This window comes from Salinibacterium sp. NSLL17, from assembly GCF_015864935.1.
Lineage (GTDB): Bacteria > Actinomycetota > Actinomycetes > Actinomycetales > Microbacteriaceae > Rhodoglobus.
Window position 1 is genome coordinate 467,144 of the sequence record NZ_JADYWH010000002.1, and the last position, 15,901, is coordinate 483,044.

Genomic DNA, 15,901 nt, shown 5'->3' on the forward strand with positions numbered 1-15,901 from the left:
TCACGATTTGGCAACAGCGAGCGTATTTCGGTTCGCTGCCACCGCCGACTGGAGCGAACTTTGCGCTCTATTTCCGCTAAAACACTGGGTTTTAGGCGCGTTTGCGTGCCCGAGTGCCCGCTGTGGAGAGCTCCGGATACGGGTCGGAATTACCGACGTTTGAGGGTCGAAAAAATTCCGCGAAGCACCTCGCGCACGACCGTCTGTCCAGTTCGTGAACTCAAGGCGTCGCCCAAAACGTTGGGCTGCTTGCGCGTTGTCGTGCGCGTAGTGGTGCGCGACGTGGTCTTTTTGTTCATGTCTTTGAGCGCTCGTTCGTAGTCGGCTTGCACCTTCGCCTGCTCCTTAGCGTGCGCCTTCGCGAGCTTCTCAGTGTCTTTAGCGGCAACCGCAGCAGCGTCTTCCGCCGCCTCCGCCGCCTCCGCTTTGGCATCTGCCTCAGCCGCCGCATTCATCTTGCCGGCCAAAATCTCCCGAGCAGATTCCCGATCGACCGCGGTGCCGTAGGTCACCATCAGCGGGGATGCGGCGACCGCAGCTTCCATCGTGCCGGCATCCGTCGGCGACATCGAACCTTGCGGTGCGCGCAATCGAGTCCACGCCACGGGAGTCGGAGCGCCCTTCTCATTCATGACGGTGATGATGGCCTCGCCAGTCGCGAGTGACGTCAGCACCTCTCCGAGGTCATAGCCCGATGTGGGGTAGGTCGAGACGGTCGCCTTGAGTGCCTTCGCCGAATCCGGCGTGTGAGCACGAAGCTGATGCTGGAAGCGCGAACCGATCTGGGCAAGCACATCGCTCGGAACATCCTTAGGCGTCTGGGTGACGAACACCACACCGACGCCCTTGGAACGGATGAGCCGCACCGTCTGAGTGATTGACTCAATAAAGTCTTTCGAGGCATCGTTGAACAGCAAGTGGGCTTCGTCAAAGAAGAACACGAGCTTGGGCTTGTCGATATCTCCGACCTCGGGAAGGTCATTGAAGAGGTCAGCAAGAAGCCACATCAAGAATGTCGAGAAGAGCGCTGGTTTGTTGCTCACGCCCGGCAGCTCAAGCAAGCTCACAATGCCCTTGCCTTCCGCGTTGGTGCGCAGGAAGAGTGACGTATCAATCTCCGGTTCGCCAAAGAACTCATCGGCGCCCTCGTTCGCAAAACCGATGAGCTCACGCAGGATGACGCCAGCAGTCGCCGACGACAAGCCGCCCAGGTTCTTCAACTCGGCCTTGCCATCATCGCTCAGCAGGTATTGCACGACAGCGCGCAAATCGCTGAGATCAACCAGCGGCAGTCCGGTCTGATCGGCGTAGTGGAAAATCAGGCCCAAGCTCGACTCTTGCGTGTCATTGAGGCCGAGCACCTTCGAGAGCAACAGCGGCCCAAAGCTGGAAACCGTCGCCCGAATCGGCACGCCGATGCCGTTACCGCCCAGCGTGAAATATTCGGTCGGGGATGCCGCGGGCTGCCAGTCTTGCCCGATCGACTCCGTGCGCTCCAGCAGCTTGTCACTCGAGCTGCCTGCCGTAGCAATGCCCGAGAGGTCACCCTTGATGTCGGCGGCGAAGACGGGAACGCCGGCAGCCGAAAGCTGCTCGGCCAGCACCTGCAACGTTTTCGTCTTACCGGTTCCGGTGGCACCCGCCACCAAACCATGACGGTTGAGCATCGCGATCGGAATGCGCACCGGAACATCGGCGAGCGCATCACCATTGACGAGAGCACCCATCTCGAGCACCTCACCGTCGAAGGCGTAGCCCTCTCGGATGTCGGTTACCTGAGCTGCGCTGAGGGGGCCGTCACCGGAGTCGGTCGTCTGGGTGGCTTTCGCTGGGGCTGACTTCGCCGCTGCCGGCTTGTCGGCTGCTGGTTCTGGGGGCCCGGCCTCCGGTGCGGTCTCGGGTGCGGCCTCCGGTGCGGTCTCGGCGGTCGTTGCCTCCGGCACTGCGGCCGCGGCCTGCTCGGCGGCAAGCGCGGCCTCAGCCGATGCCAGCTCGGCGGCCGCGAGCGCGGCCTGCGCCTGGGCTAAGGCTTTCTTGGCGGCTTCTACTTGGGCTGCGGCATCCGTCATTCTTCTAGCCTACGGAGTGAGGTCGCCCAGCGCTCTTATTGATGCCAGATTGTGGGTCTTCGGTCGCTAAGCGATGAGCGAATGGCGCCCACACAATGATCGCGACACCAACACCGAGGAGTGCACCTCCGATGGTGTCGCTCAGCCAGTGCGCCCCCAGATACGTGCGACTCAAGATCATGAGAATTGTGTAGGTGATACCGGCCACCAGCACCCACCGACGCTGCAACAGGATGATGAGCACGACCGTGACGGTAGCGGCGTTGGCCACATGCCCCGACGGGAATGAACCGATATCGGCTGTGACCAAGATCTCCTCAGGACGCGCGCGACCAAAGAGTGACTTGAGTAACTGAACAACGCCAGCGCTCAGTGCTGACGCCAGCACAAAGTAGAGCGCTGCCGAACGACGTTTCGCAATAAAGAACGCAAGCGCTGCCCCCAGCGGGATAACAAATACCCCGAACCATCCACCACCCACAAAATCCATGACCAGAGCTGGCACGGTGAAAATATCGGCACGGACGCTCAGCAGGTCGTCGAGCACTAGCTGGTCGAGACTCAGCACGCCGTCTCGCGTCGCGATAAGAACACCGAGCAGCACGGCCAGCACCACGGCGGTCACTCCACTGATAAGCGGCCAGCGCTGGGTAACCTGACGAGCTTCCGCTGGCGAAATTTCAGTATTCACCCATTTACGGTACCGGGTGAATCTTGGCGAGTGCCGAGACAATCCGCGGCTGTCAGCGCTCCGTGAGCCTCAGCACTTCTCGCGACGCCTAGCGCGATAGCGCGGGCACGGTACGCGGACGGATGACCGTCCACATCACGATGATCGACACGATTGCGGTGCTCCCCATCACAATGCCCATCGGGATTGCGTTGGTGATTCCGAAGGCGCCGACGATAGGCGAGGTGAGTCCGGCAAGCCCAAAGTTCACGGCGCCCAACACTGACGCCGCCGTCGCCGCTTCTCCCCCGTGGTTGGCGAGCGCCAACACTTGAGTACAGGGGAACGAGAAGCCACAGGACATCACGAAGAAGAACAGGGGAATCAGCACCGTGATGAGATCGCCGTTCACGATGTCGAGGAACACGATCGTGGAGGCCGAGAGCAGCAGCATGACTCCGGAGCCGGCAAGAATCCACTGCGGCCCGATAAATCGCATCAGGAATGCTGCGGACTGGACTCCGATCACGACCCCCACCGAGTTCACGGCGAAGACAAGACCGAACGCTTGAGGATCAAGACCGTAGACGTTCTGCAAGAGGAACGGAGATGAGGCGAGGTAGGCGAAAAGCCCAGAGAAGGTCATTCCCGCGATGATCGCCGTGCCCACGAACACCCGGTCAGTGAAGAGGGCCTTGTAGCGCTGGCCTGCCGTGGCATGGCCGAGGTCTCGGCGCCGGGCTGGCGGCAAGGTTTCGATAATAAGGAACCACGCAGCGATCAATACCAAACCGGCGTAGATCGCCAGGAAGACGAACATTCCACGCCACGGGGTGATCAGCAAGAGCTGAGACCCGATGAGCGGAGCCAAGATGGGCGCAAGCCCCTGCACGAGGGCAAGGCGTGACAGCATCCGCACAAGAGGGAGCCCGCCAAAGAGGTCGCGCACGATTGCCATGGTCACGACAGCACCCGCGGCCGCTCCCATTCCTTGGATGAGGCGAAAGACGAAGAGCAGTTCGATGTTGGCTGCGAGGGCAACTCCGATACTCGCCATGAGGTGCACGCTCGTGGCAACGAGTAGCGGAAGGCGTCGACCGATTCGGTCACTCAGCGGACCGACGATGAGCTGGCCAAGCGCGAAACCGAGGGTCGTCGCGGTCAGCGTGAGCTGGACGATGGCCGCAGTGGTGTCGAGATCCGCTTCGATGAGCGGGAACGCCGGCAGGTACAGGTCGACGGTAAACGGGCCGAGCGCGGTCAGCGCGCCAAGCACGAGGACATACACAAGCCGTTGACGTGCAGAGAGTGAGTCACCGGGATGAACGACGGTAGTCAAGCGATTCCTAGCTAAGAGAGTGCCCGGTTGTGGGCGCGGCAAAAGTAGTGTGCCCGCAACCCCGAGGGCTACCCCAGCCTACGCCCAGCGTCCGGAACGTTGGCGCTCGACGCAACAGCGCTCGCCTACGGGATGTGCGTGGCCCCTAGTCGGTGCGGTTCTGTTCCGCATACAACCGCGAGTACTCGCCGCCGCGCGTGATCAACTCGGCGTGCGTTCCGCGCTCCACAATCGCTCCGGCGACGACAACGAATATCACGTCCGCCGAACGCACCGTCGACAACCGGTGGGCTACGGCAATGGTCGTTCGACCCCGCGAAGCGGTATCGAGGGCTGCTTGCACAATGCGCTCAGAGATGGAGTCCAACGCGCTCGTGGCTTCATCGAGGATCAGCACACTGGGGTCTTTGAGCAGCACGCGCGCAATAGCAATGCGCTGTTTCTCTCCGCCCGACAGTCGGTAGCCGCGCTCCCCCACCGTCGTGGCGTAGCCATCGGGAAACGACATGATCGTCTCGTGGATGTTCGCGGCACGCGCTGCGGTTTCGATCTGCTCGGTCGTCGCATCCGGTCGCGCATAGGAGAGGTTCTCGGCGATGGTCGCGTGAAAGAGGTAGGTTTCCTGGCTCACAATGCCGATGTTGCGGATGAGCGAATCTTGGGTGAGATCCTTCACATCGTCGCCGGCGAAGAGCACGCGCCCGTTGCTCGCTTCATGGAGCCGAGGAATCAGATAGGACACGGTGGTTTTGCCGGCACCGGAGGGACCGACAAAGGCCGCGTACTGTCCGGGCTCAATCGAGAAGCTGACTGAGTCAAGCGTTGGCCGAGTGGATGCCTCGGCGTCGGGATAGCGGAAAGTCAGGTTATCGAAAGCGACCGCTCCCAGCTCGGCCCTATTTACCTCGTGGGCATCGGCCTTGTCGGTGATCGCTGGCGTGAGGTCGAGATACTCGAAAATTCGCGCGAAGAGAGCCGAGGATGTTTGAAGGTCGAGCGCCACCCTCATAAGTCCAAGGAGGGGGAACATGAGGCGTGCCTGCACTGTCGTGAAGGCCACGATTGTTCCGGCAGTGACGTCAACGCCACCAGTAATGAGGTACGCGGCAACCATATAGACGATCGCAGGAATGACCGACAAGAAGATATTGACGGTGGCGAAGAACCACTGGCCACTCATCTGCTGGCGCACCTGCAGGTCGACCTGTTGTTCGTTCTCGTCGGAATACCGCAGCGTTTCGATGTCCTGTTGGTTGAAGCTCTTGGAGAGAAGGATGCCCGAAACGCTCAAGGACTCTTGCGTGATCGCGGTCATGTTGCTCAGCGACTCTTGAGTCTTGGTGGCAATGCGCGCGCGGATCTGCCCAACGCGACGTTGAGCGATCACAATGCCCGGAAGCACAATGACGGCAACCACGGTGAGCTGCCAGCTGAGCACGAGCATGCTGATGAACGCCGCGATCACCGTGACGGTGTTGCCGATCACGCTCGACACGGTGTTGTTGAGCACGCCAGCAACGCCACCAACATCGTTTTGAAGCCGGGATTGGATGACGCCCGTCTTAGTGCGGGTGAAGAAGGCGAGCTCCATGCGCTGCAGCTGATCGAAGAGTCGCACCCGGAGCGCGCCCATGACCTTATTGCCCACGGTCGCGGTGAGGTAGGTCTGCCAGACGCCTAACGCGGCAGACGCTATCCAGAGCGCGATCATGATGATGACGAGTTGCGCCAGCACGGGGATATCGGGTGTGCCTGACGCCGGGAAGAGGCCTTCGTCGAAGGCTTGCTTGGTGAGCAGCGGTGGCAGCACGCTTATGCCGGCGCCGATCAGCACAAGAGTGATGGTGAGCGTTAGCGCTGACCTGTGCGGCTGAAAGAGGTGAGCGATGCGCTGGAGGAGGTGGGGAACCTTGGGGGCTGCAGCATTTTCTGCTTTTTGGGCGGAGTAGTCTCCGCCGCTAACTCGGCCACCGCGTCGCGGACCACCTACTGTGCTCATAATTCGAGCCTAGTTCGCAGTTCTGCCCTTAACGGCCAATCGCACAGCGCCCGAGTGCGCTGTGCGAGAAACCTCACACGGGAGTTCGGCGGGCAACTAGGGTTGCCCGCCGAACAGTCAGGATCAGTTTCCGCGAACTACCGAACGTCGTCGCGCAACGCTGAACCCTACGAGCACCAATCCGAGCTGCAGGAACCCGAGTCCAGCCAGTGTCGGAGCGATTGTGCTCGAGCCTGTGTATGCCAGGGTAGGCAGATCTCCAACCGGCAATGCCAGAGTAGGCAGATCTCCAACCGGCAATGCCAGCGTTGGCAAATCAACTGTCGGGGTATCCGTTACCGGGGGAACCACGGTGGGCGGCTCCTCAGGGGGAAGCGGGAAGGTGGGCAGGTCGCACACCTCCAGCGTGATCGAGTCTTTCGCACTCAACGTGTTGTCTGCGTTCACGATCGACACCGTGTAAGTCTCGCCGTTCGGCACGTCGGTGATGGTGAGCGCATGAGTCGGGAGATCGGCCTCGAAGGTGATCGGAGCAAGACCGTCAACAGGCTTGCCAGTGGAGTGCGTAACTACGGTGACCGTGTAGCTCTGGCCAACAGCTAGGTCGCTTGCCGATACAGCTATCGTTGAGGTACCCAAAACATCACACTCTGTCTGCATGAGCATCACGGTTGGGTTACTAGGGCACACATCCAAGTACATGTCTGCCGCAGCAGTCACTGTCGGGTTCGACTTCGTGTCAGTCACGATGACTCGGTAGGTGTTCTCTGGCTCGAGACCCTCGAAGGTAAACTTCTGAGGTTTTCCGGTGCTGGAGTCAAGCTTCTGGGCTTTACCCACGAGAACGTTGTCAAGCATGAGCGCAACGGTATAGTCGCGGCCAGCAGCGTAGTGCGAAACGGTAGCAGTAAGCGAAGCGTTTTCACCCGGTGCGGTGCACTGTTCGGCAGTCAGCTGAACCGTGGTCTCGTTAGTCGCACACGACACCAGAGTTACGGTAGCGCTGTTCGTGTAACTCGTCTGCACCGCGTCGGTCACTGTTGCGGTGTAGGTGCCGCCAGCCATTCCCGTCAGCTTTGCGTCGTAGCGGTCAGCGGTTGCAAAGTAGCCGTTCTCGGTGAGGACGGGCTTCTTTGCGGAGTCGACCACAACAATGTTGTAGGTGCGTCCGGGAACGAGTCCCTCAACTGCAATCGTGATTTCACCTTCAGCATCGGTCGAGACCGCGTCGCACTGCGTTGCCAAGAGAGTCGGCTTCGCTATTGCTTCGGGGCACGGCAAGAAGGTGTGCGTGTTGCTCTGCTCAGGCGTCGCGTTTGCCTGGCTGGTGTCTACGATCGTCGCGAAGTAACTCGCGGAAGGGGTCGCTTGGGACTTGTACGAGCCGGTCGCCGCGCTAGCGGTGAAGGTGTAGCTGTCAACAACGGCATTCGAACTGGCGTTCACGATATCGATGCGGTATTCGCGACCAGCTACGAGAGAACTGACGTTCACCTTGATAGAGGCGCCTTCACCGTTTACCGTGCATTCATTAGCGACGATAGCGATACCTGACGATGCGGGGCACGCAAGCGATTGGACCGTCTTGCATGCCATCAGCGAACGATTCGTCGTATCGATGAGCGTCACGGTGTAAGCAGCTCCGGCGATGGCCGTTTCCCAGGTGTAGCTACCGGTGGTCTGCTTGGGGACGTACGTGACAGTTTTCGAGTTGCCAAGGTTGTCAGAGAGAGTGAGCTCGTACTTGCGGTCAGCTACGAGGCCCTTGAAAGTAGCGGTGATGTCTGTTGATCCACCGGGCACTTCGCAGCTCGAGGCGGTCAGGCTGACGATGCTCTGCGCGACGCACGGTTCAGAGGTCTTGGTCCAGGTGCGGTTCCAGCTCGAGTTTGTGGGGTTGTTCCACGCGGTCACCGATGCGGTGAAGGTGTGGGCTTCGGTGGAGTTGGGGAACGCGAAGAAGTGCGATCCGTTCTTGCTGAACTCAATAACCTGCTGCTTGCCACCCTCAAGTTGGAACTTGATGAGGTTCTGCTGGCCTTCGCCGGTGCCGCTGGCTTCGTAGTAACGGCCAGTAACGGTTACGCCTTCACACGTAACGTCGATGCTCGGTGTGTGCGCTTCGGCAGCCGAGGAGACAGAAACAACTGCCAGCCCTGAACCAACTACGAGTGCGAGAGCAACCATGGCGGAAATGCCGCGCATGTGTCGCAATGACCAGCGCTTTCGCTGCTGGCCGGTGGTCTTATCGAATCGGGGGCTTCGATTTGCGGCGCGCCAGCGCGCCAAAAAGTTAGTCACTTCGGGTTTCGCTCTCGGGTAACGAGCGACCTGGAACTATTCGAACCAATACGCTGGGGGGCGCGTTAGCCCGGCGGGGGATTCCGGGTAGCTCTATCGGGATTTGTCACACGTTCGGGGGTCAAGAATGCGACGTGCCCATTATGGGGGGTCATTGAGAAATAATGCAAGCGCGGCGCGCGGAGGGAGTAGTCTGTAAACCCTCGCGTCACCCACCCGACCAGGCGAGATCTTCGAACTCATCGAGACAGCTGTCTCGAAGGGGGGAATACAGCAATGGCGACAGCCGACGTTAGCGCGCTCGAACGCGCTTTCGATGCTGCCCGCTCCGCGGGAGACTTCACTCTTGCACTCGACGAGCTGCGCGAAGCGTGGCCCCGAGTGGTGAGTACGGCAGGTGCTTCACTGCGCTCAATGCTCGACTCCACCCCAGACGATTTGTGGCACAGCGACCCGTGGTTGATTACCTGCTACGCGTCAAGTTTCCGATCAGCAGACACTGCGAGCCGCACTACAGCGCTCCCGTACTACGAGGCCGCTTTCGCGCTCCTCACCCCCGAGACCCCCGCGTTCGTGCGTGCGACCCTATACGTGCGATATGCGGCAGCTCTTCGCTCGCTTGGCCGCCTCAATGACGCTCTCGCCGCGATCACAAGCGCGAGTGCCATCGCGGATAGTCGCGATGTCATCCCGCTCGCCCGGCGCGTTCCGCTCACTGCAGAGATTGCGCTTCAGCGCGGAGCAATCGCTCTCCACGGTGGCGATTTCGATCGGGCAAAAGCAGATTTCCGCTTAGCCGGCTCGCTCGCGGAAACGAATCTGAGTGTTGCCAATCAGCTGGAAGTTTTCGGATGCCTCGCTCTCATCCAACTCCTCATGGGCGACTTTGAGCATGCCCTCAGTTACGTCGCCAGAGCCGAATCCACGGGGGCTAGCCCCGCGCTGCGCGACAGCAGATTCAACGCCCCGGCTCTGATCACCGAGCTGTTGATCGGCGCCATGCAGCGCGGCACAGACTCCGTCGGACCGCTCGTAGACAGGCTGCAGAAAGCCATTCGAGAGAGCGATTGGGAACCGTTAGGGCTCTATGCACAAGCCTTCACTGAACTCTTCGTCGGAAACGCCCACGAAGGTTTAGAAAAGCTTCGGCTAGCGCTCTTCTCGCTCGATGAATGGCAGCCCGTCGGCTTCGTTGATTCTGAGATTCGAGGACTGCGCGCCGCCGCTTTTCTGCAACTCGGCGACAGCGGAGCAGCCTGGGATGTGCTCGCCAGCCTCTCCCCCACCCAGCACCACACCGTCTGCCCTAGCCGGCTTGTAGCTCACTTGCGCTTCGTCACCGGCGACGCCCGAGGTGCTCTGGATGCGCTGCGCGAATGTGAGGCTTTGGGCGATAATCACTCAAGTCGCACGCTTGCCGATGTCTTTCTCGTGAAGGCAGCTGCGCATCTTTCCCTCGGTGGCGAGGAACAATCGGATGTTGCCTTCGACCGCGCCCTACGCCTGGCTGCGCGCAACCGCATGCACAGCCCATTCCGCCTTATTCCCAGCGAAGTGGTTCAAGAAATGCTCACTCGCGCATCGACGCGAAGCCAGCCGCTTGAAGTGGGAGCGCTCATCAAACGACTCGACGGCCTTACGGTCGTCCTCGTACGGCGTGACTCGCTAGCCCTGAGCGACCGAGAACGCTCAATCGCCCGCGAACTCGTCCGTGGGAGCAACTCAGCAGAGATCGCGGAAACGCTCTTCATTTCGGTGAATACAGTGAAATCTCACCTCAAGAGCATTTACCGAAAACTGGGGGTGACATCGCGAGTCGAGGCAATCCACAAGTCCCGCGAGTTAGGCCTTCAGGTGGATATCACCCGCGACTAACCCTCTATTCACCCTCGCCGCTGTTGCCGCGTAACTTTCACCTCGATAGGTTAGTGACACCACTTCCGCTAGCCCCGTATTCTTTACGCGCCTAGCGGTCTCGTGCCGAAACATCCGCCTCCGGAACCTGATCCCTGGTGTCAACGGATTCGGCACGTTGGTGGGGCGCCCGGCTGGTTACCAGGCGCCCCACCCCCTCTCTCACACCAGTTCTCGCCCGAGACACTTTCCCCGGCAGTGTTCTTGTTAGCCCTGCGCCCGCTCCCGCAACAAGCCTTGGGGCCCGCTCTCATCACACACGCGCCCCGCTATCCGCACGCATCCACACATCCACACATGACGCCGCAGACCGCCCTCTCCGCCCCTCCCGGGCAAACCGCGACCCGAGTGTTGATTAACGCAGAAAGGCGCCACCCCGAAGGGTGACGCCTTTCTGGCAAGTAAGTCTCTAAAGAGACTCGAACCTAGTTAAAGGATTCGACTACTTAAGGGTTACGGTTGCGCCGGCTTCTTCAAGAGCAGCCTTTGCCTTCTCAGCGGTCTCCTTGTTTGCACCCTCGAGTACAGCCTTGGGAGCGCCGTCAACGACTGCCTTCGCCTCTCCGAGACCGAGGCTCGTGAGTGCGCGCACCTCCTTGATAACCTGGATCTTCTTCTCGCCAGCAGCTTCGAGGATGACGTCGAAGGAATCCTTCTCTTCAACCTCTTCAGCAGCAGCAGCAGGTGCAGCAGCAGCAGCAACCGGAGCAGCAGCAGTAACTTCGAAGACCTCTTCGAACTTCTTAACGAAGTCGCTGAGCTCGATGAGGGTCAGTTCCTTGAAGGCCTCGATGAGGTCGTCGCTTGACATTTTCGCCATGATTTTCTCCTATATTTCTTAAGCTAATTAACCCGCGCGTTACTGCGCGGAATCCTGCTTCTCGCGCAGCGCGTCGACCGTGCGAACGGCCTGAGCGAGCGGTGCGTTGAACAGATACGCGGCGCCGAACAGTGAAGCCTTGGCTGCTCCAGCAAACTTCGCAAGGAGCACCTCCCGACTTTCCAGTGCGGCCAGCTTGTTGACCTCTTCAGCGGTGAGCGCGTTACCGTCAAAGTAACCACCCTTCACCACGAGAAGAGGGTTTGCCTTGGCAAAGTCACGCATAGCCTTCGCAACGGCGACAGGGTCTCCGTGTACGAATGCGATTGCAGACGGACCAACGAGCTCTTCGTCGAACGACGAAATGCCTGCTGCGTTAGCTGCAATCTTTGTCAGCGTGTTCTTCACCACGGCGTATGTTGCGTGCTCACTGATTGACTTGCGCAGCGTCTTGAGCTGGGCAACAGTGAGTCCGCGATACTCGGTTAGCAGAACGGCGGTCGAGTTGCGGAAAAGATCCGTAAGCTCGGCGACCGATGCTTCCTTGTTCGCCATGGTGCTCCCTACTGGTTGATGTGTGTCTGCCTCAGAGCCGCACGGAAGTGTAAAGAGTGGCTGGAGAAAAGAAAAAGCTCCGGCCCTACTGCGCTAACACAGAGGCACGGAGCTGAGTTGCGGCCAGAACTGGCCGAAAAACTACTTCACACACCTGCGCTGGCCTTCGTTTTCACGAACTTCGATCACACACACTTTCGCGCATGCAAACGACCGGCGGTCTTTGGCTTCGATAAGAGTACGTGATGGGGAGCATTTGCGCAAACCAGCAGAAGCCCTCAGCTAAAGAACAACGCCCGCCGGCAGCTCAATGCGGAATACCGTATTGCCCGGCTCACTCGTAACTGAGCTCGAACCGCCATGCGCCTCGATTACCGCAGCAACGATAGCGAGGCCCAGCCCAGTGCTCCCCGCAGCGCGCGAGCGTGAACTGTCCCCACGTACGAAGCGTTCGAAGACCGTCGCCTGCAACTCATCAGCAATGCCAGGACCGGTGTCTCGGATTTCGATGACGGCGCGATCTGCCTCCAACGTCAAACACGCGGTAACCGTGGTGCCCGCGGGAGTATGCACTCGCGCATTGGCGAGTAGGTTGGCGACGACCTGATGCAATCGCGCGTTGTCGCCGCTGACCACTATCGAGTCATCCGGAAGTTCAAGCTCCCACACATGGTCGGGGCCAGCCACATGGGCATCCCCGACTGCGTCGATAAGGAGTCGAGAGAGATCGACAGAGGCATGCTCAACTGGCGCAGCTTCATCGAGGCGGGCCAATAGGAGCAAGCTTTCAACGAGACCGGTCATGCGCACGGACTCTGACTCGATGCGGCCGATCGCGTGAGCGACGTCATCCGGAATCTCATGGCCACCGCGGCGGGTGAGCTCGGCATAGCCACGGATCGAGGCCAGCGGCGTGCGCAACTCATGGCTAGCATCGGCCACAAAAGAACGCACTTTCTTCTCACTGGCTTCACGCGCGGAGAGGGCGGATGCCACATGCTCCAGCAGTCGGTTGAGAGCGGATCCCACTTGCCCCACTTCGGTGCGCGGGTCGGCGTCATCGGCCGAGACTCGTTCTGCGAGCGCGACAGCACCGCGGTCAAGTTGGAGCTCAGACACCCGTGTTGCGGTGCTCGCGACTCGCTCAAGCGGGCGAAGGGCGAAGCGCACAGCGATAGCTCCAGCGATGGCGGCAATGACAATTGCAAGCAGGCCGATTACGACAACAAGGATGGTGAGTTGAACAACTGTCGCGCGCACGTCAGATAGCGGCAGGGCGACGATCAATGACTCCCCGGTCGCGGCATTGTGTGATGCGATGACCCGGTAGTCGCCGAGGTCGCCGCCCAACGAGACGGTCGTGGGTTCGTCGATTTGTGCAAGTCCGGCCAGCGAATCGAGTTGGGTTTCCGTTAGCGGTGACGAGGCTCCCTTGTTACCGAGAACTCCGGCAGTGATCTCACCGTTTGCGCTCACTAGACCCGCAATGGTTCCTTCCCGCTGCCCAGGAAGAGCAAGAAAATCGCGTGCTGGTGGCGGCCTGCTCTGGTCGGTGGTTTCCCGAATATCGAGGGCGCCCTGAGAACGATTCGTCGCCAACTCAAGCTGATCATCGAGCCGATTCACGAGAAAACCCTGAAGGGCCAACACGCTGACGACACCGATAAGAATCGCGGCAAGCGCAATAAGAGCAGCGCTGCCAAGCACCAAACGCTTGCGGAGACTCAGCGGCGGACGTCGTGTGCCCGGAGCCCGGACCTCTCGAGGTCTGGTCATTCCGGAGCTCGCAGCATGTAACCAACCCCGCGCACGGTTTGGATCATGGGCGGGCCAAGAACATCGACCTTCTTGCGAAGGTAAGAAATATAGATTTCGACCACGCTAGCTTTGCCCCCAAAGTCGTAACTCCACACCCGGTCGAGGATCTGGGCTCGGCTCAGAACGCGACGTGGGTTACGCATAAGGTATCGCAACAGTTCGAACTCGGTGGCCGTGAGTTCGATCGCGGTGCCGGCGCGGCTTACTTCATAGGTGCTTTCATCGAGGCTCAAGTCGCCGACTTCGATGATGGGGTTAGCCTCCCCCGAGATCGTGAGCGCTGAACGACGCAACAACGCCCGCAATCGCGCAACAAGCTCTTCGAGGCTGAACGGTTTCGTGACGTAGTCGTCGCCGCCCACCGTGAGACCGGCAATGCGGTCGTCAACGGAGTCTTTGGCGGTGAGAAAAAGAATCGGGGTTTGGATGCCATCCGCCCGCAAGCGAGAAAGCACAGAGAGGCCATCGAGGCCAGGAAGCATGATGTCGAGAACGACGACGTCTGGCTTGAACTCGCGGATAGTCGACAGCGCTTGTGGACCATCGGACGCGAGCCGAACATCCCACCCCTCATAGCGCAGCGCCATCGAGAGTAAATCGGTGAGCGAGTCTTCATCGTCGACCACAACCGCACGAATAGCGGTTCCATCGGCGCGGCTGAGGCGCGGTTGAGCCTGGACGGCTGGGAGGTGGTGTGACTGGGTCATGTCGTCTAGTTATTCGGAGTTTCCTATGAAATTTCTGTGCGCCATCGATGCAACTGCCACACGTCTACGGGCTTACGACCTTCAAAGCCCACTCTCAGCCTTGCCATAGAGCCCTGATAGACGACGTTTCTAGGTTTGTGTCAACTACCGCACCGTCCGCATCACCCGAGGAGACCCATGTTCGGAACGTACCTGTATCGAGAGCTCAGCAATCGACGCAAACAAACAGCCATTATCGCGGCCGGAATGGCTCTTGCCATTGCCCTTGTCATGATCGTCAATGGAGTAGCCGCCGGCGTCAAGGATGCCCAAGCTACCGTGCTGGCCTCGGTCTACGGCGTCGGCACCGACATCACCATCACGCAAGACCCCGCACAACCAGTCGAAGGCGAAGAAGGCCAGGCGCAACAACAGCAGCCCCGCTTCGAATTCGGCGCTGATGACGGCGAAACGACAGACGGCACCACCGCCATCAGCCAATCCCGCCTCACCAGCGGCATCGCCAGCACCACCTTCGATGCGGATGCCCTCACCACAGCACAGGGCCTCGACACCGTAGCCGCAGCTACCGCCACTCTGGCCCTCACCAACGTGAGCTTCAGCGGCGAAGTAGCAGCGCCCGATGCCGCAACCGAACAAGGCACAGGACAGGAAGGTGCAGTTCCAGGAGAAGGTGCAGCACAGGGCGGCCGCGGCGGCCCAGACGGAGCAGGCGGAAGCGCCTTCGACGTTGACACCTTCACCGTCACCGGAATTGACGTTGCTGGCGAAAGCGTCGGCCCCCTCACCTCCGTAGAACTTGTCGATGGCCGCGCCTTCGAGACGAGCGACAGCGACTCCAACGTCGTCATCCTCGACACGAGCTACGCCACCACGAGCTCACTCGCCGTCGACGACACCCTCGAGATCGGTGGCGAAGAATTCACCATCATCGGTACCGTCACCTCGACCTCGTCTGACGCGACTACGGCATCCAACACCTACATTCCGCTCGATACCGCCCAGCGTGTAGCTGACCTTGAAGGTCAGGTCTCCACTGTCTACGTGCAGGCAGCAAGCTCAACAGACATCGCGAGTGTTCAGTCAGCACTGCAAACTGCGCTTCCGGATGCCTCAGTGAAGACCCAAGAAGACCTCGCCTCGAGCGTTTCTGGTTCGCTTTCCACCGCCTCCGACCTCGTCGGAAAGCTCGGAACGTGGCTGTCGATCATCGTGCTCGCCGCTGCCTTCCTCATCTCCGTACTGCTCACCACGTCGGGCGTCGCCCGTCGCACCCGTGAGTTCGGAACTCTGAAAGCAATCGGCTGGAACAATGGCGCCGTGGTGCGTCAAGTTGCCGGCGAATCACTCGTGCAGGGCGCCATCGGTGGAGTGATCGGAGTCGTCGTCGGTTTGCTCGGCATCCTCTCCATCAACCTCATCGCTCCGGTGCTCAGCGCGAGCGCAGTCGCCACAACAGCGGTTGCAGGCCAGGGTGCCGGTCAGGGCGGAGGCGGAAACCGCTTCGGTGATGCCGCAACCACGGCAGCCGCAACGACCGATATCGCTCTCCAGATTCCCGTGACCTTCGGAATCATCGGCATCGCTGTTGCTCTCGCCATCGCGGGAGGCCTCGTTGCCGGAGCATTCGGTGGATGGCGTGCAGCACGACTGCGCCCGGCCGAAGCTCTCCGCAGCGTCGCCTGATCCCCCGCACCCTGTAGACCTCA

The 15,901-nt window shown here is 60.3% G+C and carries 11 protein-coding genes; 2 read left to right on the forward strand and 9 right to left on the reverse strand.

What is annotated here, in order from left to right; all coding sequences use genetic code 11:
• Positions 1-149 precede the first annotated feature (149 nt).
• The 5 genes from I6E51_RS11830 to I6E51_RS11850 form a co-directional block, all read right to left on the reverse strand.
• Positions 150-2,069, reverse strand: coding sequence for a helicase HerA-like domain-containing protein (locus I6E51_RS11830; RefSeq protein WP_197110431.1), 1,920 nt, complete (start codon positions 2,067-2,069; stop codon positions 150-152).
• A gap of 4 nt (positions 2,070-2,073) precedes the next feature.
• Positions 2,074-2,760, reverse strand: a complete 687-nt coding sequence (locus I6E51_RS11835) for a phosphatase PAP2 family protein (protein WP_307783944.1) — start codon at positions 2,758-2,760, stop codon at positions 2,074-2,076.
• Between the two features lie 88 nt (positions 2,761-2,848).
• Entirely contained in the window at positions 2,849-4,078 is a 1,230-nt protein-coding gene (locus I6E51_RS11840; protein WP_197108003.1) for a multidrug effflux MFS transporter, read from the reverse strand.
• 145 nt (positions 4,079-4,223) lie between these two features.
• Positions 4,224-6,077, reverse strand: a complete 1,854-nt coding sequence (locus I6E51_RS11845) for an ABC transporter ATP-binding protein (protein ID WP_197110432.1) — start codon at positions 6,075-6,077, stop codon at positions 4,224-4,226.
• 123 nt (positions 6,078-6,200) lie between these two features.
• The gene (locus I6E51_RS11850; protein WP_197110433.1) at positions 6,201-8,378 is read right to left on the reverse strand and encodes an RTX toxin; all 2,178 of its coding nucleotides are present in this window, start codon (positions 8,376-8,378) and stop codon (positions 6,201-6,203) included.
• Between the two features lie 276 nt (positions 8,379-8,654).
• Here I6E51_RS11850 and I6E51_RS11855 point away from each other — a divergent pair, with 276 nt between their 5' ends.
• A complete protein-coding gene (locus I6E51_RS11855; protein ID WP_197110434.1) occupies positions 8,655-10,253 on the forward strand; it encodes a LuxR C-terminal-related transcriptional regulator in 1,599 nt (532 codons plus the stop codon).
• 481 nt (positions 10,254-10,734) lie between these two features.
• Here I6E51_RS11855 and rplL read toward each other — a convergent pair whose 3' ends face one another.
• The 4 genes from rplL to I6E51_RS11875 all read right to left on the reverse strand — a co-directional run bounded on the left by rplL (position 10,735) and on the right by I6E51_RS11875 (position 14,192).
• Positions 10,735-11,112, reverse strand: a complete 378-nt coding sequence (rplL, locus tag I6E51_RS11860) for a 50S ribosomal protein L7/L12 (protein WP_197108011.1) — start codon at positions 11,110-11,112, stop codon at positions 10,735-10,737.
• A 39-nt stretch (positions 11,113-11,151) separates the two neighbouring features.
• Positions 11,152-11,667, reverse strand: coding sequence for a 50S ribosomal protein L10 (gene rplJ, locus I6E51_RS11865; RefSeq protein WP_197108013.1), 516 nt, complete (start codon positions 11,665-11,667; stop codon positions 11,152-11,154).
• A gap of 282 nt (positions 11,668-11,949) precedes the next feature.
• Entirely contained in the window at positions 11,950-13,443 is a 1,494-nt protein-coding gene (locus I6E51_RS11870; protein ID WP_197110435.1) for a cell wall metabolism sensor histidine kinase WalK, read from the reverse strand.
• Positions 13,440-14,192, reverse strand: coding sequence for a response regulator transcription factor (locus I6E51_RS11875; protein WP_197108016.1), 753 nt, complete (start codon positions 14,190-14,192; stop codon positions 13,440-13,442). Before I6E51_RS11875 ends, I6E51_RS11870 begins: the two co-directional genes overlap by 4 nt.
• A 177-nt stretch (positions 14,193-14,369) precedes the next feature.
• Between I6E51_RS11875 and I6E51_RS11880 the strand changes: the two genes are divergently transcribed.
• Entirely contained in the window at positions 14,370-15,878 is a 1,509-nt protein-coding gene (locus I6E51_RS11880) for an ABC transporter permease (protein ID WP_197110436.1), read from the forward strand.
• Positions 15,879-15,901: the final 23 nt, after the last annotated feature.